The sequence below is a fragment of the Aeromicrobium sp. genome (genome assembly GCF_050700635.1).
Lineage (GTDB): Bacteria > Actinomycetota > Actinomycetes > Propionibacteriales > Nocardioidaceae > Aeromicrobium.
Map to the genome: position 1 here is coordinate 1 of NZ_JBOHDT010000094.1, position 23,437 is coordinate 23,437.

Genomic DNA, 23,437 nt, shown 5'->3' on the forward strand with positions numbered 1-23,437 from the left:
CCTGCAGATCACGATCGGCCTGACCCTGCTCGGCCTCGGTTGGTCGGCATCAGTCATCGCCGGTTCCGCGCTGCTCAGCACCTCGGTCGAGGCGAGCGTCCGTCCGGCGGTCCAGGGCTTCAGCGACTTGGCCCTGAACCTCGCGGGTGCGCTCGGCGGGCTCCTCGCCGGCCTCGTCGTCGCCTGGCAGGGATACGGGACGCTCGCCGCGGCCGCCGGAGCGCTGACCGTCCCGGCGATCCTGCTCGTGCTCTCCGGCCGACGCCTGGCTCGCGTGGTCGCGACCGACCAGAGCTGAGCCGCGCCTCCGCAGCCAGCGCTCGAACGCCACGTACGTGGTCGTGCTGACGAAGATCGCATCGAACGCGAGCATCGACAACGAGAACCACGGCAGCGCCATCAGCACCGCGATCGACAGGTGCAGCAGGATCGCGAGACCGATCACGATGCGACGCGACACCGGGTGCAACAGGGCGAAGCCGAAACCGAGCTGGACGATCATCACGACGTACGTCGCGATGCCGACGACCGACCCGGAGTGGGTGAACAGGTCGCTGAGCAGCGGAAAGGGCCGGAACTCCTGCAGCTGGAGCGGGTAGTACAGAGCTGTGCCGTGCTGCCACAGATCGCCTCGCGCCTTGGCCATCCCGGCCCAGAAGTACACCAGGATGACCTGGCAGGCCAAGGCTGCGAGCGCGACGTTGTGCACGCCGTTGGTGAACCACAGCGGTAGCCGCGCACGGCCGCCGCCTCGACTGGCCCGTCGCCTGGCGTCGAGCGACCAGTGCTCATCGGCCTGCATGAACAGCAGCAGCACGAGGCCGACGCGCAGGATGTTGTCGCCTTGGTCACCCACCACCGGCGCGCGCTCGACGATCGACACCACGCCGACAAGCATGAGCAGCCCGACGATCCTGGTGCGCCACCCGAGCGTCCACAGCAGGGCCAGCACGATGATCGCCAGGTAGTACAGGAGGAATGTCGTGCTGCCGAGGTGTGCAACCAGATCGGGCGACCAGTAGTTCGGCGTGTTGTCGACGCGGCCGTCCTGCACCGGGCGAGCCCAGACCGCGCCGGGACCGAAGACGATGTCGCGGGACCTGATATTGCTGACGAGAAGCCCGAGCACCGCGCAGCCGGACAGGATCCGGGCGGCCGCTGAACCGTGCAGCGCATGCTTGTCCTCGAACAGCCAGCGCACGATCAACCTCCGACCTTCCGCGCAGACGGTTCGACGTAGCCGTCGAAGGCTGCCTGGGCCTGGGAATTCCCGCGCAGGGCCGTGCGCCAACCGATGTTGCGGTACGTGAACGGGACGTCGCCGAGCTCGCTGCGGTCTCGCTGGCCGAAGCCCGGAACCCTGCGGTGGCCGACCCGGAACTGCACCATGCTGACGCCGTCGCCCCAGCGCGCGGTCGCGTACATCGTGCCGAACCGCGTGATCATCTCGTCGACGCGCAGGTAGTCGTCGGTGAGCCGACCGGCCAACGTTCGGCGCGACGGCGTGTCCGACGCGACGAGGTCCCGCTGGGACTCGGTGTACTCCGCCAGCATCTCGTTGAACTCCGCGCCGAGCCGCCGGGTCACCGCGTGGATGCGGGACGGGTTCGGGAGGTACCGGATGCGTTCGCCCTCGTCGGCCGTGATGTCGAACCACGCGGTGGTGGTGCCGCTCTCGCCGAGATACGCCCGCACCTGGATGTTCTCGTCGGCTCGGCGCGGGGTCGGCGCGAACACCGACCAGTTCTGCTCGAACGGGAGGAACCCGTTGTTGATGTAGGCCTCGACCCGATCATCGCCGACCGCGTCGCGTATCGGGTTGGACGGCATCACCCACAGCATCACGAGGATCGAGTGGACGGTGAAGACGACCGCCACCGCCAGCACGACCGCACGCCTGCCGACTGACGGGACGTCGGTCGCGTGACGGGTCGAGCCGCCCGCTGAAGGGACATCAGGCGGGTCGTGGCTCGGCACGCGGTCACGGTATCAACGGGCGAGTGGTGCGCTGGTGCGACTACAACCGGACCGAGAACCCGCTGACGATTGCATTCACCTTCGGAAGGACGATGGCTGGATTGGTGTCAAACGCCGCGAACGAGTTGATCGCGAAGTTGCGCTGGGGGGCCTTGACCACGACGTTGACGAACCGGATGCGAACCTTTTTCGCATTCACCGCCTGGCCATACGTCGCCAACGCCTTCCGGCCGTCAACCTGCTGTTCCTCGGACCTGAGAACACGGACCTTGGTGTACGCCACCTTCATGGATCGAATGAATGTCTTGCTGTTGGCCGTCAGCGTTCCGCGTTCGATGGGTCCGGCGACGGCCACCAAGGTGCCGTCCGAGGAGCGCAGCGAAACGGTCTTGCCGTCCTTCTTCGCCGTGAGGCCATCCGGCACTCCGATCATGAAGCCACCCTTGTCGGAGTACACCCGAGGCTCGATCGTCGCCATCGCTGCCCCGAGCGTCGATGAGGGGGCGGGTTCGTCGCTGCTGGACGGGCCTCTCACGGCTGCGTACACGAAGTACAACCCAGCAACGAGGGCGATCACGGCGATCTGGATGGGAATCACCATGCGGAGGTTCACGATCTCTCCTTCGGGCAAAGGATCAGGGCCGGTGACACGTCACCGGCCCTGATCGTTGAGTCACGCTCTGCGAAGAGCCTAGCTCTCGTTCCGACGACGGCCGAAGGCGATGAAGCCGCTGCCGGCTGCGACGCCGAACAAGCCGAGCGCCAGGAGGCCCGCTGCCGGTCCGCCGGTGTCGGGCAGGGCCCGGTCGCCGCCGGAGTCGTCGCTTCCGTCGTCGTCGCCCTCGCCGTCTCCGTCTCCGGTATCTCCGTCGTCGTTGTCACCGTTGTCGTCGTTGTCACCGTTGTCGTCGTTGTCGTCGTTGTCGTCGTTGTCGTCGACACGGTGGACGAGCGTCTCGGTATGACCGATTCCGAGGAACACGTTCAAGAACTCCGGCAGGACGAACACCTTCACGGCGTCTTGCGCGGTACCGGCCACACCATCGCCCAGGTACGTCTCACCCTGGTTCAGGAATATCGCAAGGAGCGGGAGCGCGTTGATTCCGATGGGATCGTCGATGAAGATCGGGCCCAGGAACAGCAGGAAGGAGCCGCGGTCAGCGCTCGACGGCGAGTTGCCCGAGTCGGCTTCGCCGTACGAGCCCAACAGCGCCACTGGGATCTGGCATCCCGGCAGAACACACACGCCGGCGGCCAGAAATTCGGAGTAGGCGGTGGTCTGTCCGGTGTTCTTGTCGCGATTCGACTCAGCGTAGGACTCGGCCACACCGACTCCGAGAAGGCCGTCACACCGCCTCTGCTCGCCATTGCTGGACTCGACCTGGCTCGCCTCGTTCTGACCAGAGGAGATCGGCGTCTCCTCCTGGCCGCCCGCAAACCCTTCTCCGATGCAGGCGCTCAGGACGCCGCTCGCGGCGTGTGAGTGAGATTCGTCGTCGTCCTCGGTCGCGTGGGACTCGGAGTAGAGCGCCTCCAGGCAGACGTTGTCTCCGGTGACGGCACAGATGATGTCGAGGAGGAACCCGGGCGGACTGACGTAGTCGTAGGTGTCGCCGCCCGATTCCGCTTCCGAACCGAGAATCTTGTTCCCGAAGAGGCTCAGGGCGCTGGAATCGGCGGTGGTGGTGTTGTCGTCATTGATCGTCGCGTTGTCCTTGTTCAGCCCGACAATCGAGAATTCTCCGAGCTTGAGCTCCAGACCGTTGGTGGACGCGTGATCGGGAGCGACCGGATTCTCGGTCTCATTGGGATCGGTGTCATCGTCGGAGTCCGGCGGTTCGGGTGCGTCGACGGACGAGTTGACGTCCCCACTCGGCGCCTTGACGGAGTCGGTGACCTTCTTGACGATGTCGCCGACAGGGTTGGGACTCGGTTCGTCGGCCGACGCCGGCGCTCCGGCGAGTGCGAAGACGAGCCCGATGGCGAGGGACAGGGCGAATATCTTGCGTTTCATGTGCGGACTCCCGGGAGTGAGCCGCCCCCCGACGGGGCGATAGCCAATTACCGGGCCTAACCGCAGGTCAGCGGAAAGGTTACGCGATCCTGAGAAGTTTCTGAGAAATTCTCTCCTCGGCCTCAGAATGGGCTGCAACGCCGCAGATTGTGGAGCCAAAAGGATTCGATTTGTGGAGCTAAGAGGACTCCGTCGCAGGCTCCTCCCCGAATCACTGAGCCTGACCACGTGCCGAGTGGAGCTAAGGGGATTCGAACCCCTGACCTCTTCCATGCCATGGAAGCGCGCTACCAACTGCGCCATAGCCCCGCACATTCGGCCCGAAGACCGGTGACCGATCTTAGCCGCTCGCGGACGTCTGTCCCAAACCGGGGCGCTCGTCGTCGGACATGACCGGCTCGGGCAAGGTGCCCGCATTCCACTCGACGATCCTCCACCGCTTTCGGCCCCCGTAGTGCTCCTCCTCGAGCACTGACCACGCACAGTTGTTGAGGCCTCCGAACGCTCCCCAGGACTCCGGTGGGAACTCCAGGAACGAGCAGGCGCCGACCCGCGCAACACCGCCATGCGCCACCACCACGAGTGTCTGGTCCTCTCCGAGGCGGGTGACGTGCTCACGAAGAGCCGTGGCGAACCGTTCACCGGCCTCGGCATGCGTCTCACTACCGGGGATCTTCGACTCGTCGCCGCTGACCCACGCCTGCATCCCGTCCGGCATCCGCTCCCAGGCCTCGGCCCAGGTGAGCCCCTCACGGTCGCCGAAGTTCATCTCGCGCAGGCGAGGGTCCAGCTCGACCTCGACGTCACAGAGGTCGCCGAGGGCCGCAGCGGTGTCTGCTGCTCGGCGCAGGTCGGAGGTCAGGATGTGCGTCGGCCCGAGCGTGGCCAACCGGGCGGCGGACTCGCGCGCCTGTTCCACTCCGACGTCGTCGAGTGGGACGTCGCTCTGTCCCTGGACCCGGCCGGCCAGGTTCCACCCGGTCCTCCCGTGCCGCCACAGGATGATCCGGCGGCTCATGTGAGCTCGACCAGAGGACAGTCGCTCCAGAGACGCTCGAGAGCGTAGTAGGCCCGCTCGTCGGCGTGCTGGATGTGCACCACGACGTCGGAGAAGTCGAGCAGCACCCAGCGGCTCTCGCGCTCCCCCTCGCGTCGCACCGGCTTGGCGTCCAGCTCGAGCAGCTTCTCCTCGACCGCGTCCTGGACCGCGCGCACCTGCCGCGGGTTGGCAGCCGAGCAGAGCAGGAAGACGTCGGTGATGACGAGCTGCTCGGAGACGTCGAAAGCGAGGAGGTCCTGGGCGAGCTTGTCGGAAGCCGCATCGGCCGCGGCCCGGGTGAGCTCGATGGCTCGCGCGCCGGCAGTCACGATGGGTCCTTCCGATAGAGACCGTGCTTGGCGATGTACTGGACGACGCCGTCGGGCACGAGATACCAGACCGGCTCGCCTTGGCCGACCCGATTGCGGCAGTCGGTTGACGAGATGGCGAGGGCGGGAATCTCCACCAGGGTGATGCGGTCGCCGGGCAGGCCCTCGAGCGTGCTCGGATCCATCTCGTGGCCGGGCCGGGTGCAGCCGACGAAGTGCGCGAGCTCGAACAGCTCCTGATGGTCGCGCCACGTGAAGATGGCCGCCATGGCGTCGGCACCGGTGATGAAGTAGAGATCGCAGTCGGGCATGGCGGCGGCGAGGTCACGCAGCGTGTCGATCGTGTAGGTGGGGCCGTCTCGGTCGATGTCGGCCCGGCTGACCGCGAACCGGGGGTTCGCCGCGGTGGCGACCACGGTCATGAGGTAGCGGTCCTCGGCCGCGGAGACCTCCCGGTGAACCTTCTGCCACGGCTCACCGGTGGGGACGAAGACCACTTCGTCGAGACCGAACCACGCCTGGACCTCGCTGGCTGCCACGAGGTGGCCGTGGTGGATGGGATCGAACGTGCCTCCCATGACGCCGACGCGCCGGCGCGGCGTTCCGGCATCAACCATGGGTGCTCAGGTGTGCTCGCGGCCCTTGCCGAACGACAGCAGCACGAGCATGGCGATCGTGAGGATGACGATGGAGATGACACCGACCGTGTAGGGGTGGATGCCGATGTCGCGCAGGTGCTCTTCTTCGGCCGCAACGAGGAACGAAAGCATGGCGTCAATCTATCAGCGGGTGTGACCGGTTCCGGTCACGACGTAGGTGGTGGTCGTCATCTCGGTGAGGCCCATCGGTCCGCGGGCGTGCAGCTTCTGAGTGGAGATGCCGATCTCGGCGCCGAAGCCCAGCTCAGCGCCGTCGGTGAACCGGGTGGAGGCGTTGATCATGACGGCCGCGGCGTCGACTCCGGCGGTGAACTGCTGGGCCGCGCCGAGCGACGACGTGACGATGGCCTCCGTGTGGTGCGATGAGAACCGGCGGATGTGCGCGACGGCGTCGTCGAGCGACTTCACGACTGCGGCGGAGATCTCCAGTGCCAGGAACTCGGTGGCATGGTCCTCGTCGGTGACCGGGACGACCGCGGGGTCGGCGGCCGCGAAAGCGGGGTCGCCGTGGATCGTGACACCGGCGTCGCGCAGCGCAGCGACGACCCGGGGCACGAACGCGTCGGCCACGGCCTTGTGAACGAGCAACGACTCGGCCGCATTGCACACGCTGGTGCGCTGCGTCTTGGAGTTGAGCACGATGTCGAGGGCCATGTCGAGGTCGGCGTCGGCGTCGACGTACACGTGGCAGTTGCCGACCCCGGTCTCGATGACCGGGACGCTGGACTGGTCGACGACCGCCTGGATGAGCCCCGCTCCCCCGCGCGGGATGACGAGATCGACGAGCCCGCGCGCCTGCATGAGATGGTGCGCCGATGATCGGTCGGCGGCCGGGATCTGCTGGATCGCGTCGGCCGGGAGTCCCGCCGCCGCGATCGCCTCGCGCATGACGGCGATGATCGCCGCGTTGGACTGTGCGGCCGAAGACGAGCCGCGCAGGAGCACGGCATTGCCGGACTTGAGGCAGATGCCCGCGGCGTCGGCGGTGACGTTGGGCCGTCCTTCGTAGATCATGCCGATGACACCGATCGGTACCCGGACCTGTTGAATCCTCAGACCGTTGGGCAGTGTCGAGCCGCGCACGATCTCGCCGATCGGGTCCGACAGTGCGGCGATGTCACGGAGCCCCTGGGCGAACGCGGCGACGCGGTCGGCGTCAAGGGCGAGACGGTCGATGACGTGCTTCGGCGTGCCGCTCTCGCGAGCCATCTCGACGTCGAGCGCGTTCGCGTCGAGGAGGTCGTCGGTGGCCGCGACGAGCGCGTCTGCGGCGGCCAGGAGCGCAGCGTCCTTGGCGGCGCGCGGGGCGGTGGCCAGGCTCGTGGCGGCGGCCCGGGCCCGACGGGCGGCTTCGTGGACCTGCTCCTTCACGATGTCCATCCTAGGTTTTCGCGACGACGACGAGGTCGTCACGGTGCACGACCTCTCGCTCGTAGTCGGCGCCGAGCTCTGCCGCGAGGTCGCGCGTCGACCGGCCCAGCATTGGCGGCAGCTCGGCACTGTCGTAGTTGACGAGCCCGCGGGCCACCACGGTGCCGTCGGCGGCGACGATGCCGACCGGGTCGCCGGCGCTGAACGTGCCGGTGACACCGGTGATGCCGGCGGGCAGCAAAGAGGCCTTGCGCATCGTGAGCGCGCGGACGGCGCCGTCGTCGACGTGAAGCGCGCCTTGGGTGTCGCTGGCGTGCGCGAGCCACAGCAGACGGGTGGGACGCCGCCGGCCGGTGGGCAGGAAGCGGGTGCCGACGGCGTCGCCGGCGAGTGCGTCAGCGGCCCGTTCGGCGGCGGTGAGCACGACCGGGATTCCCGCCTCGGTGGCGATTCGAGCCGCCTCGATCTTGGTGACCATGCCGCCGGTGCCGACTTTGGAGGCACTGACGCGGGCGACGTCGACACCCTCGAGATCGTCGTCGCCGCGTACCTCGGCGATCAGACGGCTGCCGGGTTCGTCGGGGTGGCCGTCGTGGAGCCCGTCCACGTCGGACAGTAGCACCAGCAGGTCGGCATGGACGAGATGAGCGACCAGTGCGGCGAGCCGGTCGTTGTCGCCGAACCGGATCTCGCTGGTGGCCACGGTGTCGTTCTCGTTGACGACGGGCACAACTCCGAGCTCCCGCAGCTTCGCGAAGGTCTGGTAGGCGTTGCGGTAGTGGCTACGGCGGGTGACGTCATCGACGGTGAGCAGCACCTGCCCCACCACGAGCCCGTGGACGGAGAATCGCTCGGAGTAGCGAGCGATCAGCGCTCCCTGACCGACGCTCGCGGCGGCCTGCTGGCTGGCGAGGTCCCGTGGACGCCGCGCCAGTTGGAGCGGCGTCAGGCCGGCCGCGATGGCTCCGGAGCTGACGAGCACCACTTCGTCACCCCGAGCGCGCGCGGCAGCCATGACGTCGACGAGTGCGTCGAGGCGGTCGCCGTCGAGTCCTCCCGACTCGGTGGTGAGCGAGGAGGATCCCACCTTCACCACGACGCGGCTCACGACTCGTCCTGCTCCCCGTCGCCAAGCGGCTCATCGGAACCGCGGACTTCGCGCGCCTCGGCCTCGAAGGCCCGCTTGGCGGCGAGCTCCTCTCGGCGCTGCTGGTTGGTGCGGCGGTCGCTGTCGTCGAGGCGCTGGTCCTCGCCGCGGCGCCCGAGCATCTCGGCACCAGCGGTGATCTGCGGATCGAAGTCGAACACCACGGCGTCATCCTCGTCGCCGATGAGGACGTCGTCGCCGGCATCGGCGCCCAGCTCGAGCAGCCGGGCCTCGACACCGAGCCGGTTGAGACGGTCGGCGAGGAATCCGACCGCCTCGTCGTTGCTGAAGTCCGTCTGGCGCACCCAGCGCGCGGGCTTGACGCCGCGCACGATCCACTGGCCGCCCCGCTCGACGATGGTGAACTCGGCACCGACACCGGGCTCGGCGGCAGGGCGGATCACGATGCGCGTGGCTTCGGCCCGAGGGGTGGCGGCGCGTTTGGCGGCCACGATCTCGGCCATCGCGAACGACAGCTCGCGGAGACCGGCATGGCTGGAGGCGGACACCTCGTAGACATCCAGTCCGCGGCTCTCCAGGTCGGCTCGGACGAATCCGGCGATCTCGCGCGCGTCGGGAACGTCGACCTTGTTGAGGGCGACGAGTCGCGGACGGTCGTCCAGCTCACCCCCCATGGCAGCCGAGTAGGCCTTGAGCTCGCCCTCGATGACGTCGAGGTCGGAGATCGGGTCGCGGCCGGGCTCGGCCGTGGCGCAGTCGATGACGTGGACGAGCGCCGCGCAGCGCTCGACGTGGCGGAGGAAGTCGTGACCGAGCCCGCGGCCTTCGCTGGCGCCCTCGATGAGGCCGGGGACGTCGGCCGCGGTGAAGGTCGTGGAGCCGGCCGTGACCACGCCGAGGTTCGGCACGAGGGTCGTGAACGGATAGTCGGCGATCTTCGGCCGGGCGCGCGACAGCGCGGCGATGAGGCTCGACTTGCCGGCACTCGGGAAGCCCACGAGCCCGATGTCGGCGACCACCTTGAGCTCGAGGGTGATGACGCGGTGCTCGCCCGGTTCACCCTTGAGCGCGAATCCGGGGGCCTTGCGCTTGCTGGAGGCCAGCGCGGCGTTGCCGAGTCCCCCGCGTCCTCCCGCGGCGATGACGACCTCGGTGCCCGCCCCGACGAGGTCGGCCAGGACCTCTCCGTGCTCGTCACGCACCACGGTGCCGTCGGGCACGGTCAGCAGGAGATCGTCTCCGTGCCCGCCGCTCTTGTTGCTCCCGGCTCCGGGCTTGCCGCTGCCGGCCTGGCGGTGCGGCTCGTGGTGGTAGTCGATGAGTGTCGTGACGTCGGCCGACACACGCAGGATGACGTCGCCGCCGTGCCCGCCGTTTCCGCCGTCCGGTCCGCCGAGCGGCTTGAACTTCTCGCGGTGCACCGACGCGACCCCGTGCCCGCCGTCGCCGCCCGTGACGTGCAGCGTCACCTGATCGATGAAGCTGGGTACTGCCACGACTGCTCCTGTGCTCAGAAAGACGAGAGGGGCAGCCCGCTCACGCGGACCGCCCCTCTCGGGAAGAATGGGTTCGCTCGGTCACTCAGCCGGAACCTTTTGGGCCGAAACTTCTTTGACCGGGACGATGTTGACGACCTTGCGGCCACGACGGGAGCTGAACTCGACCGCTCCGTCGGACAGCGCGAACAGGGTGTCGTCGCCGCCACGGCCAACGTTGGTACCCGGGTGGAAGTGGGTGCCGCGCTGGCGCACGATGATCTCGCCCGCGTTGACGGTCTGGCCGCCGAAGCGCTTCACGCCGAGCCGCTGGGAATTGGAGTCGCGTCCGTTCCTGGTGGACGCCGCGCCCTTCTTGTGTGCCATCTGTCGGACTCCTACTTGATTCCGGTGATCTTGACCTGGGTGTACTTCTGGCGATGACCTTGGCGCACCTTGTAGCCGGTCTTGTTCTTGAACTTCTGGATGATGATCTTGGGACCCTTGGTCTGGCCCAGGACCTCTGCGGTGACCGAGACCTTGGCGAGCGCCTTGGCGTCGGAGGTCACCGTGTCGCCGTCGACGAGCAGCACCGCGGGCAGCGAGAGCGATTCGCCCTCCGCCTGCGTGACCTTGTCGATCTCGAGGACGTCGCCGACGGCCACCTTCTGCTGCGTGCCGCCACTGCGCACGATTGCGTACACCACGGGATCCTCACTCGTCGTACGGAAGCTGTCTTGGTTCATTCGGGTGCGTGCCTGGGGCACACGAGGTCGGCGCAGATCACGCCGACGTTCCATTCTACGGAGCCTGCCCCTTGTCGGTCAAAACGGGCTCGTTGGCCTTGTCGTCGGACTTCTGGTCGTCCGACTTCTCCTCCGACTTCTTGTCGGTGGCCACCTTTTCGCCCGACTTCTTCCTGGGCTGGCTCTTCTTCGCCGCCGACTTCTTCTTGGCGGGCTTGTCGTCCTTGGCGTTGTCGCCACCGCCACCACCACCGCCGCGACGCCCCCGGCGGGGCTCGTCCTTTTTGGGCTCGACCGGTTCGGCCGTGATGACGACCCCGCGGCCCTTGCAGTGCTCGCAGTCGGCGCTGAACGACTCCAGCAGGCCGGTGCCGATGCGCTTGCGGGTCATCTGGACCAGACCGAGCGACGTGACCTCTGCCACCTGGTGACGCGTGCGGTCACGACCGAGGCACTCGACGAGCCGGCGCAGGACCAGGTCGCGGTTGCTCTCGAGGACCATGTCGATGAAGTCGATGACGATGATGCCGCCGATGTCGCGCAAGCGGAGCTGACGGACCATCTCCTCCGCCGCCTCGAGATTGTTCTTGGTGACCGTCTCCTCGAGATTGCCACCGGAGCCGGTGAACTTGCCGGTGTTGACGTCGACGACGGTCATCGCCTCGGTGCGGTCGATGACCAGCGAGCCTCCGGAGGGCAGGAAGACCTTGCGCTCGAGGGCCTTGTGGATCTGCTCGTCGATGCGGTGCTCGTCGAAAACGTCCGAGCCGCCTTCCGCAGACTCGGGGTCCCAACACTGCGCGCGGTCGGCCAGATCAGGGGCCACGTGATTGACGTAGCCGGAGATGTTGTCCCACGCGTCGTCGCCCTGCACCACGAGGGACGTGAAGTCCTCGTTGAAGAGGTCACGGACTACCTTGATCATCAGGTCGGGCTCGGCGTAGAGCAGCTCGGGTGCCTTGCCCGCCTCGACCTTCTTCTCGATGTCCTCCCAGCGAGCGGTGAGAGCGGTGACGTCGCGCGTGAGCTGCTCCTCCGACGCGCCTTCGGCAGCGGTGCGCACGATGACCCCGGCATCGTCGGGCAGCACCTCCTTGAGCAGGGCCTTGAGGCGCGTGCGCTCGATGTCGGGCAGCTTGCGCGAGATGCCGGCGGTCTGACCGCGCGGCACGTAGACCAGGAAGCGGCCGGGGAGACTGACCTGGCTGGTGAGCCGGGGACCCTTCTGGCCGACCGGGTCCTTGGTGGCCTGCACCAGCACCGTCTGGCCGGGTGAGAGCGCGTCCTCGATCTTGCGCTGCTTGCCGTTGCCGAGGGTGCTCCAGTCGACCTCGCCGGCGTAGAGGACGGCATTGCGCCCTGCGCCGATGTCGATGAACGCGGCCTCCATGCTCGGCAGGACGTTCTGGACCTTGCCGAGGTAGACGTTGCCGATCAGCGACGTCTGCGACTCGCGGGCGACGTAGTGCTCGACCAGGACGGAGTCCTCGAGGACGGCGATCTGCGTGTAGTCGTCGCGCTGGCGGACGACCATTTGACGCTTGACCGACTCGCGGCGGGCCAGGAACTCGGCCTCGGAGACGATGGGCGCACGACGGCGGCCGGCCTCGCGGCCCTCGCGTCGGCGCTGCTTCTTGGCCTCGAGGCGGGTGGAGCCGCTGAGGCCAGTGATCTCGTCCTCGGCGCTGCGGCCCTCGCGCACCTTGACGACGGTGTTCTTCGGGTCGTCGGGCGAGCTGGCGGCATCCTCACCGGCGCGAGCCCGGCGGCGGCGCCGGCGGGTGGCGTTGCTCTCGCCACCGCCGTCAGAGCCGTCCGAGTCGCCGTTGTCATCGTCCTTGGTGTCGGCGGAGTCGGACTCGCCGTCGTCTCCCTTGCGCCGACGGCGTCCGCCGCGGCTGCGGCGACGGCGCTTGGGGCCGTCATCGCCCCCGTCGTCAGAGTCGTGGCCGCGATCGTCGTTGTCTTTCGACGGCTCAGGTTTGGCGCGCGCCGGTTGGGTGCTGATCTCGGGAGGCTGGAACACCGACCCGTTCTTGGGCGGGTCGTTCTCGGCCTTCTTCGACTGGTCGCCCTCGGCCTTCTTCGCGGGTGCCTTCTTGGCCGCCTTCTTTGCAGGCGCCTTCTTCGCCTGGGCCTCGTCGTCGGTCTTGTCCGAGACGGGCGGGTTGTCCGGTGTCTTCTTGGCCTGCTGGCTCTCCGCCGCTGGTGGGGCGAAGATGTCGGTGCTCAGAGCGGCCGGAGGGCCGGCCGGCCGGCCGGCGGCGCGGCGTCTGGTCGGGGTGGAAGTTGATTCGGTGGGTGTTTCGTTGTCGTCGAGCATCTGCTCTCCTTCGCCCACGCGCCGGAACTCGTCCGGCCGGGGCTGTACGTCTGCGGCCCGCACACGGCGGGCCTTAAGCCTTCGGTCGCCCGACGCGCCACGCGCATCGGGGGCGACGACGGTCAAGGCCTGTCACACGGTTTACCTCACGCCCGCCGCGGTCGACACCCGTCAGGATGCGTCGCGGTCGAAGGCGAGTGGATCGCCGACCATGCCGGTGTTCTGATCAAGCGGGCCCTGGGCTGAGCGAGTCGCCACTGGCGTCTGCTCGACTTGCAAGCCTCCGCAGGAACGGAGTCCGGCGAGAACGTCGTCCGGTCGTACCGACGGTGTGTCATGTCGGATGACCACCCTCAGTATCGCACACGGTTCCTGGCCGGTGCTCACCGAACGGACCTCGAGCGCAAGCACGTCGGCGCGGGCGTCGAACGTGCGCAACCCGCGCTTGCCCATGCGTTCGACCTCGACGACGTCGGCCGCGAGGAAGGCCGCGACCGCCGACGATGCGGCCGCGACGTCCACGCCGACGAGCTCGATCGACCACTCGCTCGCCTGCAGCCGGTCGGCGAGAGAGCCTTGGCCTGCGGCGACGACGGTTTCGAGGATGTCGAGTCCCGGCGGCAGGGAGGCGTCGAGATCAGCTCGGACGGCCTCGGGGTCGCACTCCTGGGTGAGGCCGATCTCGAGGTACTCGGCCTCCGTCGCCGCCCCGGTGGGCGAGGCATTGGCGTAGGAGATCTTCGGGTGCGGGCTGTACCCGGACGAGAACGCGATCGGCACGCCGGCGCGTCGCACCGCCCGCTCGAAGGCACGGGCGAAGTCGCGGTGACTGGTGAATCGCAGCCGGCCCCGCTTGGCGTACCGGATCCGCAGCTTCTGGACGATCGGCAGCTGCGGGTTCGGCGCCTCCGGGTTCGGCGTGCCCTCCAACGTGCTCACCGGTTGAGCCTATGGGGAAGATGGAGCGGTGCCGACACCCGACAGATCAGGACGTCTCCTCGTCGGCACGGCCATCGTCCTCCTGGCGCTGAACCTCCGGGTGGCCGTGGGCAGCGTCGGGGTCGTGCTCGACGCCCTGCGCGCCGACCTCGACATGAGCGTGAGCGTCGCCGGCGTCCTCACCGCCCTCCCCGTCCTCTGCTTCGCGTTCTTCGGCAGCGGGTCGCACGGTGTCGTACGCGCGATCGGGCTGCATCGCACCACGGCAGTGCTGCTCACGGTCACCACGATCGGCCTGGCGCTGCGGGCGGTCGTCGACAGCTCTGGCGCGTTCCTCGCGCTCTCCGTGGTCTCGCTTGCCGGCGCAGCCGTCGGCAACGTCATCCTGCCCGCCTTGGCGAAAGTGCACTATCCCGACCGGATCCCCCTGATCAGCTCGTTGTACGGCGCGGCGCTCATGACCGGCGCAGCGCTCGGTTCGGTCCTCACGGTGCCGCTCGGCGACGCCTACGGCGGCTGGCGGTTCGGCGTCGGCGCTTGGGCCCTGCTCGCGGCGGTCACGCTCATCCCGTGGTTGCGCTTCCTGGGCCATGACCTGCACATGGACAACGACCGGTCGGCCCTTTCCCTGCGGACGCTGACGCGGTCGAGGATCGCCTGGGCGACGGCATTGTGCTTCGGCGCGCAGTCGGCGCAGGCGTACGCGCAGTTCGGCTGGTTCCCCGCGATGCTGCACGACGGCGGGCTGTCGTTGGGCGCCGCCGGGGCGATGCAAGGTCTGCTCAGCGCGGTCGGGATCCCCATGACGCTGGCGCTCCCGGCGCTCATCGCCTGGGCGGGAAGCCGCCCGGTCCTGCCGTGGTTGTTCGCGCTGGTCACGATGGCCGGCTGGACCGGCGTCCTTGTCGCTCCCGCCTCTGCGCCGTGGCTGTGGGCAGTGCTGCTCGGGATCGGTGGCTGCGCCTTCACGTGGACACTGACGATGATCGGGCGACGTGCCCACACGCCTGACGGCACCGCGGCCCTGTCGGGCTTCGCCCAGAGCGTCGGCTACGTCATCGCCGGGCTCGGACCGCTGGGTACCGGATTGCTGCACGAAGCCACCGGCACCTGGACGGTGCCGGTGGCTGTCCTGCTGGTGAGCGCGGTCCTCATCGGGGTGTTCGGCACCGTCGTCAACCGCGAGCGGTACCTCGAGGACGAGCTCAGTCAGTGAACGCCTACGTCAGGCCGCTTGTGCGACGCGGGCGCGACGAGCGAGATGAGCGGCGAAAGCCAGCCGGCCGCCATACTTCTTGACGCCACGCTCGGCGAACCTGCGGCGCTGCTCGAGACGATCGACGAGCTCGCGCTCGAACTGGAGGGCCTCGGTCTGAACGGTGTGGTCGGTGATGATGGTCATGGTGTTCTCCTTCGACACCATCGACTCTCGTCGCTGAGGTAGCGGCCAGACATCGGTCGACTGCCCTATTTCCGCCGTTCCACCACCTCAGACGGCGGGCAGGTACCTCAGGTCAGACGACCGACAGCGGGAGCAGCTTCTGGCCGGTCGGGCCCATCTGGATCTCGGTGTCCATCTGTGGGCAGACGCCGCAGTCGAAGCACGGGGTCCAACGGCAGTCGTCGACCTCGCGGGGTCCGTCGGGGTCGATGGCGTCCTGCCAGTCCTCCCACAGCCAGTCACGGTCGAGCCCGGCGTCGAGGTGGTCCCAGGGCAGGACCTCCGCGTACTCGCGCTCGCGGACGGTGTACCAGTCGAGGTCGACGGGCTCGTCGGCCAGCGCCTCGGCCGTCTTGGCTTCCCAGCGCTCGTAGGAGAAGTGCTCACTCCAGCCGTCGAACCGGCCGCCGTCGCGCCACACGGCCTCGATGATGCGGCCGACTCGGCGGTCGCCACGCGAGAGCAGCCCTTCGACGGTTCCGGGCCTGCCGTCGTGGTACCTGAAGCCGATGGCCCGGCCGAATCGCTTGTCGGACTGCACGGACGCCCGCAGCTTGCGCAGACGCTCGTCGGTGGTCTCGTGGTCGAGCTGCGAGGCCCACTGGAACGGTGTGTGCGGCTTGGGTACGAAGCCGCCGATCGAGACGGTGCACCGGATGTCCTTGCGGCCCGAGACCTCACGGCCGACCTCGATGACCTTCTTGGCCAGCTCGCCGATCTGCATGACGTCGTCATCGGTCTCGGTGGGCAACCCGCACATGAAGTAGAGCTTCACCTGGCGCCATCCGTGCGAGTAGGCGGCGGAGACGGTGCGGATGAGGTCGTCCTCGGTGACCATCTTGTTGATGACCTTGCGCAACCGCTCGCTGCCGCCCTCCGGAGCGAAGGTCAGGCCCGAGCGCCGCCCGTTCCGGCTGAACTCGTTGGCGAGGGTGACGTTGAACGCGTCAACACGCGTCGACGGCAAGGAGAGGGACGTGTTGGTGCCCTCGTAGCGGTCGCCGAGCTGTTTGGCGATCTCGCCGATCTCACTGTGGTCGGCGCTCGAGAGGGACAAGAGCCCGACTTCGTCAAGGCCTGTCTTCGCAAGTCCCTCCGCGACCATCGCACCGATACCCTCGATGGAGCGCTCACGCACCGGCCGGGTGATCATGCCGGCCTGGCAGAAGCGACAGCCGCGGGTGCAACCGCGGAAGATCTCGACGGAGTAACGCTCGTGCACGGTCTCGGCCAGCGGGACGAGCGGGTTGCGCGGGTACGGCCACGCGTCGAGATCCATCAAGGTGTGCTTGGCGACGCGCCACGGGACGCCGGGGCGGTTCGGCACCACACGCTGAATGCGGCCGTCGGGCAGGTAGGTGACGTCGTAGAACTTCGGCACGTACACACCGCCGGAGGCCGCCAGGCGCATGAGCAGCTCGTCGCGTCCACTCTGCTGGTTTCCTTTGGGACGTCCCTCGTCCTTCCACTCGCGCACGACCTCGCTGATGGCGAGCACGATCTCCTCGCCGTCACCGAGGACCGCCGCGTCGACGAAGTCGGCGATCGGCTCGGGGTTGAACGCCGAGTGCCCGCCGGCCAGCACGATCGGGTCGTCGTCGTCGCGCTCGGCGGCGTGCAGCGGCATGCCGGCGAGGTCGAGCGCCGTGAGCAGGTTGGTGTAGCCGAGCTCGGTGGCGAAGGAGACGCCGATCAAGTCGAACTCGCGGATCGGACGGTGGGCGTCGACCGTGAACTGCGCGATGTCGTTGTCGCGCATCACCTGTTCCATGTCGGCGAACACCGCGTACGTGCGCTCGGCGAGGATCCAGTCGCGCTCGTTGAGCACCTCGTACAGGATCTGGATGCCCTGGTTGGGCAGCCCGACCTCGTAGGCGTCCGGGTACATGAGCGCCCACCGGACCTGCACGGAGTCCCAGTCCTTGACGGTGGCGTTGAGCTCGCCCCCGACGTACTGGATCGGCTTGCCCACACTCGGAAGCAGCGGCTCCAGGCGCGGAAAGACGGACTCGACGGGCATGCCGTCCAGCGTAACCGCCCACGACCTAGGCTCAGGCGGGTGAGGAAGAAGCGCGGTCGGGCGCCGCTCTCGTTCCGTTATGTCCCCAGAGCGAAGGACGGCGGAATCGATCAGCTGATCACGATGCAGAACCACACCGACGTCTCCCTCGTGCCGACGGTCCGGTACGTGGCCCGCGACATCTGGGGTCGCGAGCTCCCTCACGTCGTGACGCAGACCGTGCACGGCTCGGACCGCGGCCTCCCACTCCTGACGGCCGGCGGCACGGGGCACGACATCCTGCGCTTCGACGGACCGGGCAGCCGGGACGTGCGGGGCGTCGACGTCGAGCTCGTCGACCTCTCCGAGAGCGACCACCCCCCGATCGAGGCCGATATCCGTACCGTCATGATCGACCTTCACGAAAAGGCGACCGCTGATCCGGCGGAGTTCTGGGGCATCGGTCTCGTCAACCCGAACCCGTTCGGCGTGCTGCTGCGAGTCGCGCTCGTGGCGTTCGAGGAGGGCGAGCGGGATCACCCGCGACAGGTCGTCGACGTGGTGACGCTGCAGGGCGACATCGATGTGGCGTCGACCTCGAACGACATCATCTGGCTGCCCGAGGACGTCCGCGGCCAGTTCGATGACGTCGACCACCACCTGGTGCCGCAGGTGCTGGTCTGAGTCTCGGGTGACTGTCAGGACGAGTTGATGGCCCAGTTGAACCGAGGAGCGCCCTGACCCCGGGCGATCATCACCGACAACCAGACGCTCATCATCATTTCCGGCCCACGCGCCGTGTCGATGCCCCCGAGGTCGACCATCTGCTCGTTGCGCCACCCGAGCGTCGTGAGGAACGTGCGCACACGGTCCTTGGCCCCGGCGTCGTCGCCGCTGAGGAAGACGACGTGGTCGCCCGGCACGATCGACGGGTCGACCATGATCGTGCAGTTCATCGTGTTGAGGCTCTTCACGACGAATGTCTCGGGGAACGCCTCCTGCAGACGCCGGCCGATGGACCTCTCCGGTGATGCCGCGGGAGACGGGTAGCCGCCCTCGACCGGGACGAGCTCGTTGGACAGGTCGATGACGGTCTTGCCGGCCAGCCGCTCGGCGCCGATGGACTCGAGCACGGCCATCGAGTTGATCCCGTTCGTGGCGTTGATCAGCAGATCCGCGTGCGCAGCCGCATCAGCGAACGACCCGGTGCGGACGTCGATGTTGGCGAACAGCGCGAGGCTCGAGGAGTCGGCCGATCGGGCCCCGACCATCGCATCGATCCCGAGTTCCGCGAGCCGGGTCGCGAACACCTGCCCGACCATCCCGGTACCCAGAACGCCAATGGTGGTCATGAGACGGATCCTTCTGCGTTCGTGCCGTCTTGGCTACCCCGTCGCGAGAGACTTCCTACCCCGTTGCGAGAGACTTCCTACCAAGTTGCGTTGGCTCTCGGTGCCATCAGACCTGGTCCCGTCGACGATGATTTTCTCTCTCGCGAGCGGTGATTTTCTCTCTCGCGAGGGGTGATCTTCTCTCTCGCGAGCGTCAGAGGTTCGGGAACCAGAGGGCGATCTCGCGGTCGGCGGACTCGGCGGAGTCGGAGGCGTGGACGAGGTTCTCGCGGTTCGAGAGCGAGAGGTCACCACGAATCGTGCCTGGGTCGGCCTGGCGTCCGTCCGTGGCGCCGGTGAGGGTTCGGACGACGTTGATCGCCTCGTCACCCTCCAGCACCATCGCGACGAGCGGACCTGAGGTGGCGAACTCGCGGAGCGGTGGGTAGAAGTCACGGTCGACGTGCTCGGCGTAGTGGGTGTCGGCCACCTCGCCGGTGATCGTGCGCTGCTCCATCGCGACGATGGACAGGCCCTTCGCCTCGTACCGCGAGATCACCTGGCCGACGAGGCCACGGCGAACGGCGTCGGGCTTGAGCAGGACCAGCGTTCTCTCCATGCTCGCTAACGTAGCGGCAGCACGTGGCGAGCCACCCGGGAGGGGAATCCATGAGCGAGACGCCCTGGTGGCGCGACGCGGTCATCTACCAGGTGTATCCGCGCTCGTGGGCCGACGCTGACGGCGACGGCGTCGGCGACCTGCCCGGTGTCATCGCACGGCTCGGCCACCTCGTGTCGCTCGGGGTCGACGCCCTCTGGTTGTCCCCGTTCTATACGTCCCCCCAGTACGACGGCGGCTACGACGTCAGTGACTACTGCGACGTCGACCCGCTGTTCGGGTCACTCGCCGACTTCGACGCGCTGCTGACACGAGCTCACGAGCTGGGCCTTCGGGTCATCGTCGACCTGGTCCCCAACCACACGTCAATCGAGCACCCGTGGTTCCGTGCCGCGGTCGCCGCCGGGCCCGGCAGTCCTGAGCGCGCCCGGTACCTGTTCCGCGCCGGTCGCGGCGAGGACGGCGACGAGCCTCCGAACAACTGGACGAGCAACTTCGGTGGGCCGGCTTGGGAACGCGTCATCGAGGCTGACGACAACCCCGGGCAGTGGTACCTCCACCTCTTCGACGTCAGTCAGCCGGACCTCGACTGGTCCAACCCCGAGGTCCAGGACGAGCTCGAGTCGGTGCTGCGATTCTGGCTCGACCGAGGCGTCGACGGCTTCCGCATTGACGTCGCTCACGGATTGGTCAAGACCGACGGTCTCCCCGACTCACACACCACCTTCGGCCTCGACGCCGACCCGACCGCACAGCTGCCGATGTGGGATCAGCCCGGCGTGCACGACGTCTACCGCCGCTGGCGACAGGTCACCGACCAGTACGCCGTGCCCGGCAAGGACGCGGACCGAATCCTGTGCGCCGAGGCCTGGGTCAAGCCCGCCGAAGCGCTGGCCCGTTATGTGCGAGCCGACGAGCTGCACCAGTCGTTCAACTTCGCCTTCCTCATGACGCCCTGGCTCGCGCCCGAGCTCCGTACGACGATCACCCAGACGCTCGCGGCCGCCGAAGCCGTCGGCGCACCCCAGACCTGGGTGCTGTCCAACCACGACGTCGTCCGGCACGCCACGCGCCTCGGCTATCCGCAGACTTCTGGCCCGACGCTTCCGCGGGGAATCGGCGCGGACGAACCGCAGCCCGACGCCGCCCTGGGCTTGCGGCGAGCTCGCGCCGCCACCACCGTGATGCTTGCCCTGCCCGGCTCGGCCTACATCTACCAGGGCGAGGAGCTCGGCCTCCCGGAGGCGACGCGACTGCCCGACGACATCCGGCAGGACCCCACCTGGGAACGTTCTGGGCACACCAACCGCGGCCGCGACGGCTGCCGCATCCCGATGCCGTGGGAGGGCAGCACGCCGTCGCTCGGTTTCGGCCCAGGAGCCGAGACCTGGCTCCCGCAGCCGCCCGAGTACGGCAGCCTCGCCGTCGATCGTCAGCGCGGCGCCGAGGGCTCGACTCTCGAGCTCTACCGGACGCTGCTCCGACTGCGTAGGGAGCTGCGTCTCGGCCGCGGCTCCCTGACGTGGTACGACGCCGGTTCGGACGACGTCCTGTCGTTCACGACGACCGCGGGCGACGATCGCAGCGTGCTCGTGCTGGCGAACCTCGGGACGTCGCCGACACCGCTCCCCGACGGGTCCCGACTGCTGGCGGCAAGCAGTCCCGACGTCTCCATCGCGCTCGGAGTACCGATCGATGCTGCGGTTTGGGCGCAGATTGACCTGCCGGGATGAGTTCCTCTTGCGCCTGCCACCGCCGGGGCAATACGTTCGGCACACAGTGATGCGGGTCACAAGAGGGGGTGGACGGATGAGGGCACAACACTCGAACCGGCGGGGAGCGCGACGCATCGTCGCGGCTGTCGCGGCATCGGCCTTGGCCGCCACCCTGCTCGCCGCCTGTGGCGGCGGAGAATCCGACAAGCCGGTGCTCACGTGGTACATCAATCCCGACCCGCCTCCCCCGCCGGACTTCGAGGGCGCCTTCGGTCAGGCCGGTATCGCCGAGCGCTGCAGCACCGACGAGTACGCCATCGAGACCCAGATCCTCCCTCAGAGCGCAACCGAGCAGCGCATCCAGATGCTGCGGCGACTCGCCGCCCAGGACCCCGAGATCGACTTGATGAGCCTCGACCCCGTGTTCACGGCCGAGTTCGCCGAGGCCGACTACCTCGCCAAGATCCCGCCGGAGCTCTCCGAAGGCGTGCTTCAAGGCTCGATCGACGGCGCCAGCTGGGCCGGCGGGCTCGTGGTCGCCCCGCTGTGGGCCAACACCCAGATCCTCTGGTACCGCAAATCGATGGCGGAGGCGGCGGGGCTCGACATGAGCCAGCCGGTCACCTGGGAGCAGGTGATCGATGCTGCTGACTCAGAGGGCGGCAAGGTCGGAGTCCAGGCCAACAAGTACGAGGGATACGTCGTCTGGATCAATGCTCTGATCGCGAGTGCAGGTGGCGCGATCATGACCGACACCGACCAGGGCGACGAGGCGAAGGTCACGATCGACTCCGACGCCGGGAGGGAGGCGGCAGCAGTGGTCCAGAAGCTCGCCGGTTCGTCTTCTGCCGAGGCCGACCTGTCCGTGTCGAACGAAGGCACCGTGATCGGCCCCTTCGCCGACCCGGGCGGCTTCATGGTCAACTGGACGTTCATCTACAACACGATCAAGCCCGACAAGAAGACCTTCGAGGATCTCGGCTTCGCCCGCTACCCCGCCACAGTCGAAGGCGAGGTTTCCAAACCACCGATCGGCGGGATCAACATCGGGGTCAGCAAGTACAGCGACGAAACTGAGCTCGCAACTGCCGCCCTGGATTGCATCACCTCTGAGGAGAACCAGGCCACCTACGCGGTCGAGACCGGGAACATGCCGGCCAGCGAGGCGGCCTACGACGACCCCGAGCTCCGCAAGCAGTTTCCTGAGGAGCTGCTGACGCTGTGGCTCGACAGCATCGACACCGCTGGTCCGCGACCACCGTCCCCATACTGGGGAACGATCGTGAACGCGGTCCTCAACAACTGGCATCCGGCAGACGAGGTCGGTGAGAACACACCCAAGGAAAACGCGACCTTCATCGAGAACGTTCTCAGCGGCGATGCGCTGCTCTAGGGAGGGAGGCGACCATGACTGAGACGACGACCGCGACCCGCACGAGTCGTTCCGACCGTGCCCCGGCCGAGCTTTCCGATCGCTCCCGTGCCGAGAACCGGTTGGGCTGGAAGCTGGCCGCTCCGGCGGTCGTCGTCATGCTGCTCGTGACGGCCTACCCAATGTTCCGGGCCCTGTACCTGTCGCTCTTCCAGTACCGGCTGACGGCACCGGAGGACCGGCAGTTCGTCGGGCTCGCCAACTACCTCACCGTGCTCACCGACGAGATCTGGTGGCGTGACGTCGGGGTCACTGTGTTCATCATGGTGGTCACCGTCGCGGTCGAACTGGTGATCGGCTTCGCCTTCGCCATGGTGATGCACCGGATCATCTTCGCGCGTGGCGTCGTCCGCACGTCGATCCTGATCCCCTACGGCATCATCACGGTGGTCTCGGCATTCGCGTGGCAGTTCGCGTTCAGCCTCAACAACGGCTTCGTCAACGGCTGGCTTCCGTTCGTCGCCGACGACTACAACTGGTTCGGCGGCACCTGGTCGTCGCTGTTCGCCATCTGCATGTCGGAGATCTGGAAGACCACGCCGTTCATGTCGTTGCTCCTGCTCGCGGGCCTGTCACAGGTGTCCGAGGACATGCTCGAGGCGGCCAAGGTCGACGGGGCGTCGTGGTGGCAGCGCCTCTACAAGGTGATCCTGCCGAACATGAAGGCCGCGATCATGGTGGCCGTGCTCTTCCGCGCCCTCGACGCCTTCCGCATCTTCGACAACATCTACATCATGACGAGGGGCGCGCAGAACACCGAGTCGGTCTCGTTCCTCACCTATCGCCAGATCATCGAGCAGTTCGAGCTCGGCATGGGGTCGGCGCTCTCGGTGCTGCTGTTCCTGTCGGTGCTGCTGCTCGCCTTCGGGATCGTGAAGTTGTTCAAGGTCGACCTGGCCGCGGCCCGAGGGGAGTCCTGA

Annotated in this window: 24 protein-coding genes and 1 tRNA gene; 5 read left to right on the forward strand and 20 right to left on the reverse strand. The window is 67.8% G+C overall.

Annotation, left to right across the window (positions count from 1 at the left end):
* Positions 1-49: 49 nt before the first annotated feature.
* The 16 genes from ACRDPN_RS07255 to ACRDPN_RS07330 all read right to left on the reverse strand — a co-directional run bounded on the left by ACRDPN_RS07255 (position 50) and on the right by ACRDPN_RS07330 (position 13,980).
* Positions 50-1,201 carry an HTTM domain-containing protein gene (locus tag ACRDPN_RS07255; RefSeq protein WP_431446711.1) on the reverse strand — a complete coding sequence of 384 codons (1,152 nt, stop codon included), beginning with the start codon at positions 1,199-1,201 and terminating at the stop codon, positions 50-52.
* A gap of 2 nt (positions 1,202-1,203) precedes the next feature.
* Complete coding sequence (locus ACRDPN_RS07260; protein WP_431446712.1) at positions 1,204-1,977, reverse strand: DUF5819 family protein; 774 nt, start codon at positions 1,975-1,977, stop codon at positions 1,204-1,206.
* A gap of 40 nt (positions 1,978-2,017) precedes the next feature.
* Positions 2,018-2,590 (reverse strand): hypothetical protein, encoded by a 573-nt coding sequence (locus tag ACRDPN_RS07265; protein ID WP_431446714.1) that lies wholly within the window; start codon positions 2,588-2,590, stop codon positions 2,018-2,020.
* 78 nt (positions 2,591-2,668) lie between these two features.
* Positions 2,669-3,991: an LPXTG cell wall anchor domain-containing protein gene (locus ACRDPN_RS07270; protein WP_431446715.1), complete on the reverse strand. Its 1,323-nt coding sequence runs from the start codon at positions 3,989-3,991 to the stop codon at positions 2,669-2,671.
* Positions 3,992-4,227: 236 nt separating this feature from the next.
* Positions 4,228-4,300 (reverse strand) — tRNA-Ala (locus tag ACRDPN_RS07275).
* 31 nt (positions 4,301-4,331) lie between these two features.
* Positions 4,332-5,009: a histidine phosphatase family protein gene (locus tag ACRDPN_RS07280; protein WP_431446716.1), complete on the reverse strand. Its 678-nt coding sequence runs from the start codon at positions 5,007-5,009 to the stop codon at positions 4,332-4,334.
* Positions 5,006-5,359 carry a ribosome silencing factor gene (gene rsfS / locus ACRDPN_RS07285; RefSeq protein WP_431446717.1) on the reverse strand — a complete coding sequence of 118 codons (354 nt, stop codon included), beginning with the start codon at positions 5,357-5,359 and terminating at the stop codon, positions 5,006-5,008. The genes ACRDPN_RS07280 and rsfS overlap by 4 nt, the downstream gene beginning before the upstream one ends.
* Positions 5,356-5,976, reverse strand: a complete 621-nt coding sequence (nadD, locus tag ACRDPN_RS07290; protein ID WP_431446718.1) for a nicotinate-nucleotide adenylyltransferase — start codon at positions 5,974-5,976, stop codon at positions 5,356-5,358. Before nadD ends, rsfS begins: the two co-directional genes overlap by 4 nt.
* A 6-nt stretch (positions 5,977-5,982) precedes the next feature.
* Positions 5,983-6,129, reverse strand: a complete 147-nt coding sequence (locus tag ACRDPN_RS07295; RefSeq protein WP_431446719.1) for a hypothetical protein — start codon at positions 6,127-6,129, stop codon at positions 5,983-5,985.
* Positions 6,130-6,141: 12 nt separating this feature from the next.
* On the reverse strand, positions 6,142-7,398 hold the full coding sequence (locus ACRDPN_RS07300) for a glutamate-5-semialdehyde dehydrogenase (protein WP_431446721.1): 1,257 nt from the start codon (positions 7,396-7,398) through the stop codon (positions 6,142-6,144).
* 1 nt (position 7,399) lies between these two features.
* Positions 7,400-8,497, reverse strand: coding sequence for a glutamate 5-kinase (gene proB, locus ACRDPN_RS07305; protein WP_431446722.1), 1,098 nt, complete (start codon positions 8,495-8,497; stop codon positions 7,400-7,402).
* Positions 8,494-9,993 (reverse strand): GTPase ObgE, encoded by a 1,500-nt coding sequence (gene obgE, locus ACRDPN_RS07310; RefSeq protein ID WP_431446723.1) that lies wholly within the window; start codon positions 9,991-9,993, stop codon positions 8,494-8,496. Before obgE ends, proB begins: the two co-directional genes overlap by 4 nt.
* Positions 9,994-10,074: 81 nt before the next feature.
* A complete protein-coding gene (gene rpmA / locus ACRDPN_RS07315) occupies positions 10,075-10,359 on the reverse strand; it encodes a 50S ribosomal protein L27 (protein ID WP_431446724.1) in 285 nt (94 codons plus the stop codon).
* A gap of 11 nt (positions 10,360-10,370) precedes the next feature.
* Complete coding sequence (rplU, locus tag ACRDPN_RS07320; RefSeq protein WP_431446725.1) at positions 10,371-10,676, reverse strand: 50S ribosomal protein L21; 306 nt, start codon at positions 10,674-10,676, stop codon at positions 10,371-10,373.
* Between the two features lie 97 nt (positions 10,677-10,773).
* Positions 10,774-13,041 carry an Rne/Rng family ribonuclease gene (locus tag ACRDPN_RS07325; protein WP_431446726.1) on the reverse strand — a complete coding sequence of 756 codons (2,268 nt, stop codon included), beginning with the start codon at positions 13,039-13,041 and terminating at the stop codon, positions 10,774-10,776.
* A gap of 171 nt (positions 13,042-13,212) precedes the next feature.
* A complete protein-coding gene (locus ACRDPN_RS07330; protein WP_431446727.1) occupies positions 13,213-13,980 on the reverse strand; it encodes a TIGR03936 family radical SAM-associated protein in 768 nt (255 codons plus the stop codon).
* A gap of 28 nt (positions 13,981-14,008) precedes the next feature.
* On the opposite strand from ACRDPN_RS07330, the gene ACRDPN_RS07335 reads away from it, so the two are divergent.
* Positions 14,009-15,196, forward strand: coding sequence for an MFS transporter (locus ACRDPN_RS07335; protein WP_431446728.1), 1,188 nt, complete (start codon positions 14,009-14,011; stop codon positions 15,194-15,196).
* Between the two features lie 9 nt (positions 15,197-15,205).
* Here ACRDPN_RS07335 and ACRDPN_RS07340 read toward each other — a convergent pair whose 3' ends face one another.
* Positions 15,206-15,382, reverse strand: coding sequence for a hypothetical protein (locus tag ACRDPN_RS07340; protein WP_431446729.1), 177 nt, complete (start codon positions 15,380-15,382; stop codon positions 15,206-15,208).
* 112 nt (positions 15,383-15,494) lie between these two features.
* Positions 15,495-17,441 carry a TIGR03960 family B12-binding radical SAM protein gene (locus ACRDPN_RS07345; RefSeq protein ID WP_431446730.1) on the reverse strand — a complete coding sequence of 649 codons (1,947 nt, stop codon included), beginning with the start codon at positions 17,439-17,441 and terminating at the stop codon, positions 15,495-15,497.
* A 39-nt stretch (positions 17,442-17,480) separates the two neighbouring features.
* Here ACRDPN_RS07345 and ACRDPN_RS07350 point away from each other — a divergent pair, with 39 nt between their 5' ends.
* Complete coding sequence (locus ACRDPN_RS07350) at positions 17,481-18,104, forward strand: hypothetical protein (protein ID WP_431446731.1); 624 nt, start codon at positions 17,481-17,483, stop codon at positions 18,102-18,104.
* 14 nt (positions 18,105-18,118) lie between these two features.
* On the opposite strand, the gene ACRDPN_RS07355 is transcribed toward ACRDPN_RS07350, so the two are convergent.
* Together ACRDPN_RS07355 and ndk are read right to left on the reverse strand one after the other, a co-directional pair.
* Complete coding sequence (locus tag ACRDPN_RS07355; RefSeq protein WP_431446732.1) at positions 18,119-18,772, reverse strand: NADPH-dependent F420 reductase; 654 nt, start codon at positions 18,770-18,772, stop codon at positions 18,119-18,121.
* A gap of 193 nt (positions 18,773-18,965) precedes the next feature.
* Complete coding sequence (gene ndk, locus ACRDPN_RS07360) at positions 18,966-19,370, reverse strand: nucleoside-diphosphate kinase (protein ID WP_431446733.1); 405 nt, start codon at positions 19,368-19,370, stop codon at positions 18,966-18,968.
* Between the two features lie 50 nt (positions 19,371-19,420).
* Between ndk and ACRDPN_RS07365 the strand changes: the two genes are divergently transcribed.
* The 3 genes from ACRDPN_RS07365 to ACRDPN_RS07375 all read left to right on the forward strand — a co-directional run bounded on the left by ACRDPN_RS07365 (position 19,421) and on the right by ACRDPN_RS07375 (position 23,437).
* Positions 19,421-21,103: a glycoside hydrolase family 13 protein gene (locus ACRDPN_RS07365; RefSeq protein WP_431446734.1), complete on the forward strand. Its 1,683-nt coding sequence runs from the start codon at positions 19,421-19,423 to the stop codon at positions 21,101-21,103.
* A 76-nt stretch (positions 21,104-21,179) separates the two neighbouring features.
* Positions 21,180-22,478 (forward strand): extracellular solute-binding protein, encoded by a 1,299-nt coding sequence (locus ACRDPN_RS07370; protein WP_431446735.1) that lies wholly within the window; start codon positions 21,180-21,182, stop codon positions 22,476-22,478.
* Positions 22,479-22,492: 14 nt separating this feature from the next.
* Entirely contained in the window at positions 22,493-23,437 is a 945-nt protein-coding gene (locus ACRDPN_RS07375; RefSeq protein ID WP_431446736.1) for a carbohydrate ABC transporter permease, read from the forward strand.

Coding starts and splice junctions, on each gene's coding strand:
- ACRDPN_RS07270 (WP_431446715.1), bottom strand. CDS start 3,991: ATGAAACGCAAGATATTCGCCCTGTCCCTCGCCATCGGGCTCGTCTTC.
- ACRDPN_RS07280 (WP_431446716.1), bottom strand. CDS start 5,009: ATGAGCCGCCGGATCATCCTGTGGCGGCACGGGAGGACCGGGTGGAAC.
- nadD (WP_431446718.1), bottom strand. CDS start 5,976: ATGGTTGATGCCGGAACGCCGCGCCGGCGCGTCGGCGTCATGGGAGGC.
- ACRDPN_RS07295 (WP_431446719.1), bottom strand. CDS start 6,129: ATGCTTTCGTTCCTCGTTGCGGCCGAAGAAGAGCACCTGCGCGACATC.
- ACRDPN_RS07300 (WP_431446721.1), bottom strand. CDS start 7,398: ATGGACATCGTGAAGGAGCAGGTCCACGAAGCCGCCCGTCGGGCCCGG.
- rpmA (WP_431446724.1), bottom strand. CDS start 10,359: ATGGCACACAAGAAGGGCGCGGCGTCCACCAGGAACGGACGCGACTCC.
- ACRDPN_RS07325 (WP_431446726.1), bottom strand. CDS start 13,041: ATGCTCGACGACAACGAAACACCCACCGAATCAACTTCCACCCCGACC.
- ACRDPN_RS07340 (WP_431446729.1), bottom strand. CDS start 15,382: ATGACCATCATCACCGACCACACCGTTCAGACCGAGGCCCTCCAGTTC.
- ACRDPN_RS07345 (WP_431446730.1), bottom strand. CDS start 17,441: ATGCCCGTCGAGTCCGTCTTTCCGCGCCTGGAGCCGCTGCTTCCGAGT.
- ACRDPN_RS07355 (WP_431446732.1), bottom strand. CDS start 18,772: ATGACCACCATTGGCGTTCTGGGTACCGGGATGGTCGGGCAGGTGTTC.
- ndk (WP_431446733.1), bottom strand. CDS start 19,370: ATGGAGAGAACGCTGGTCCTGCTCAAGCCCGACGCCGTTCGCCGTGGC.
- ACRDPN_RS07365 (WP_431446734.1), top strand. CDS start 19,421: ATGAGCGAGACGCCCTGGTGGCGCGACGCGGTCATCTACCAGGTGTAT.
- ACRDPN_RS07370 (WP_431446735.1), top strand. CDS start 21,180: ATGAGGGCACAACACTCGAACCGGCGGGGAGCGCGACGCATCGTCGCG.
- ACRDPN_RS07375 (WP_431446736.1), top strand. CDS start 22,493: ATGACTGAGACGACGACCGCGACCCGCACGAGTCGTTCCGACCGTGCC.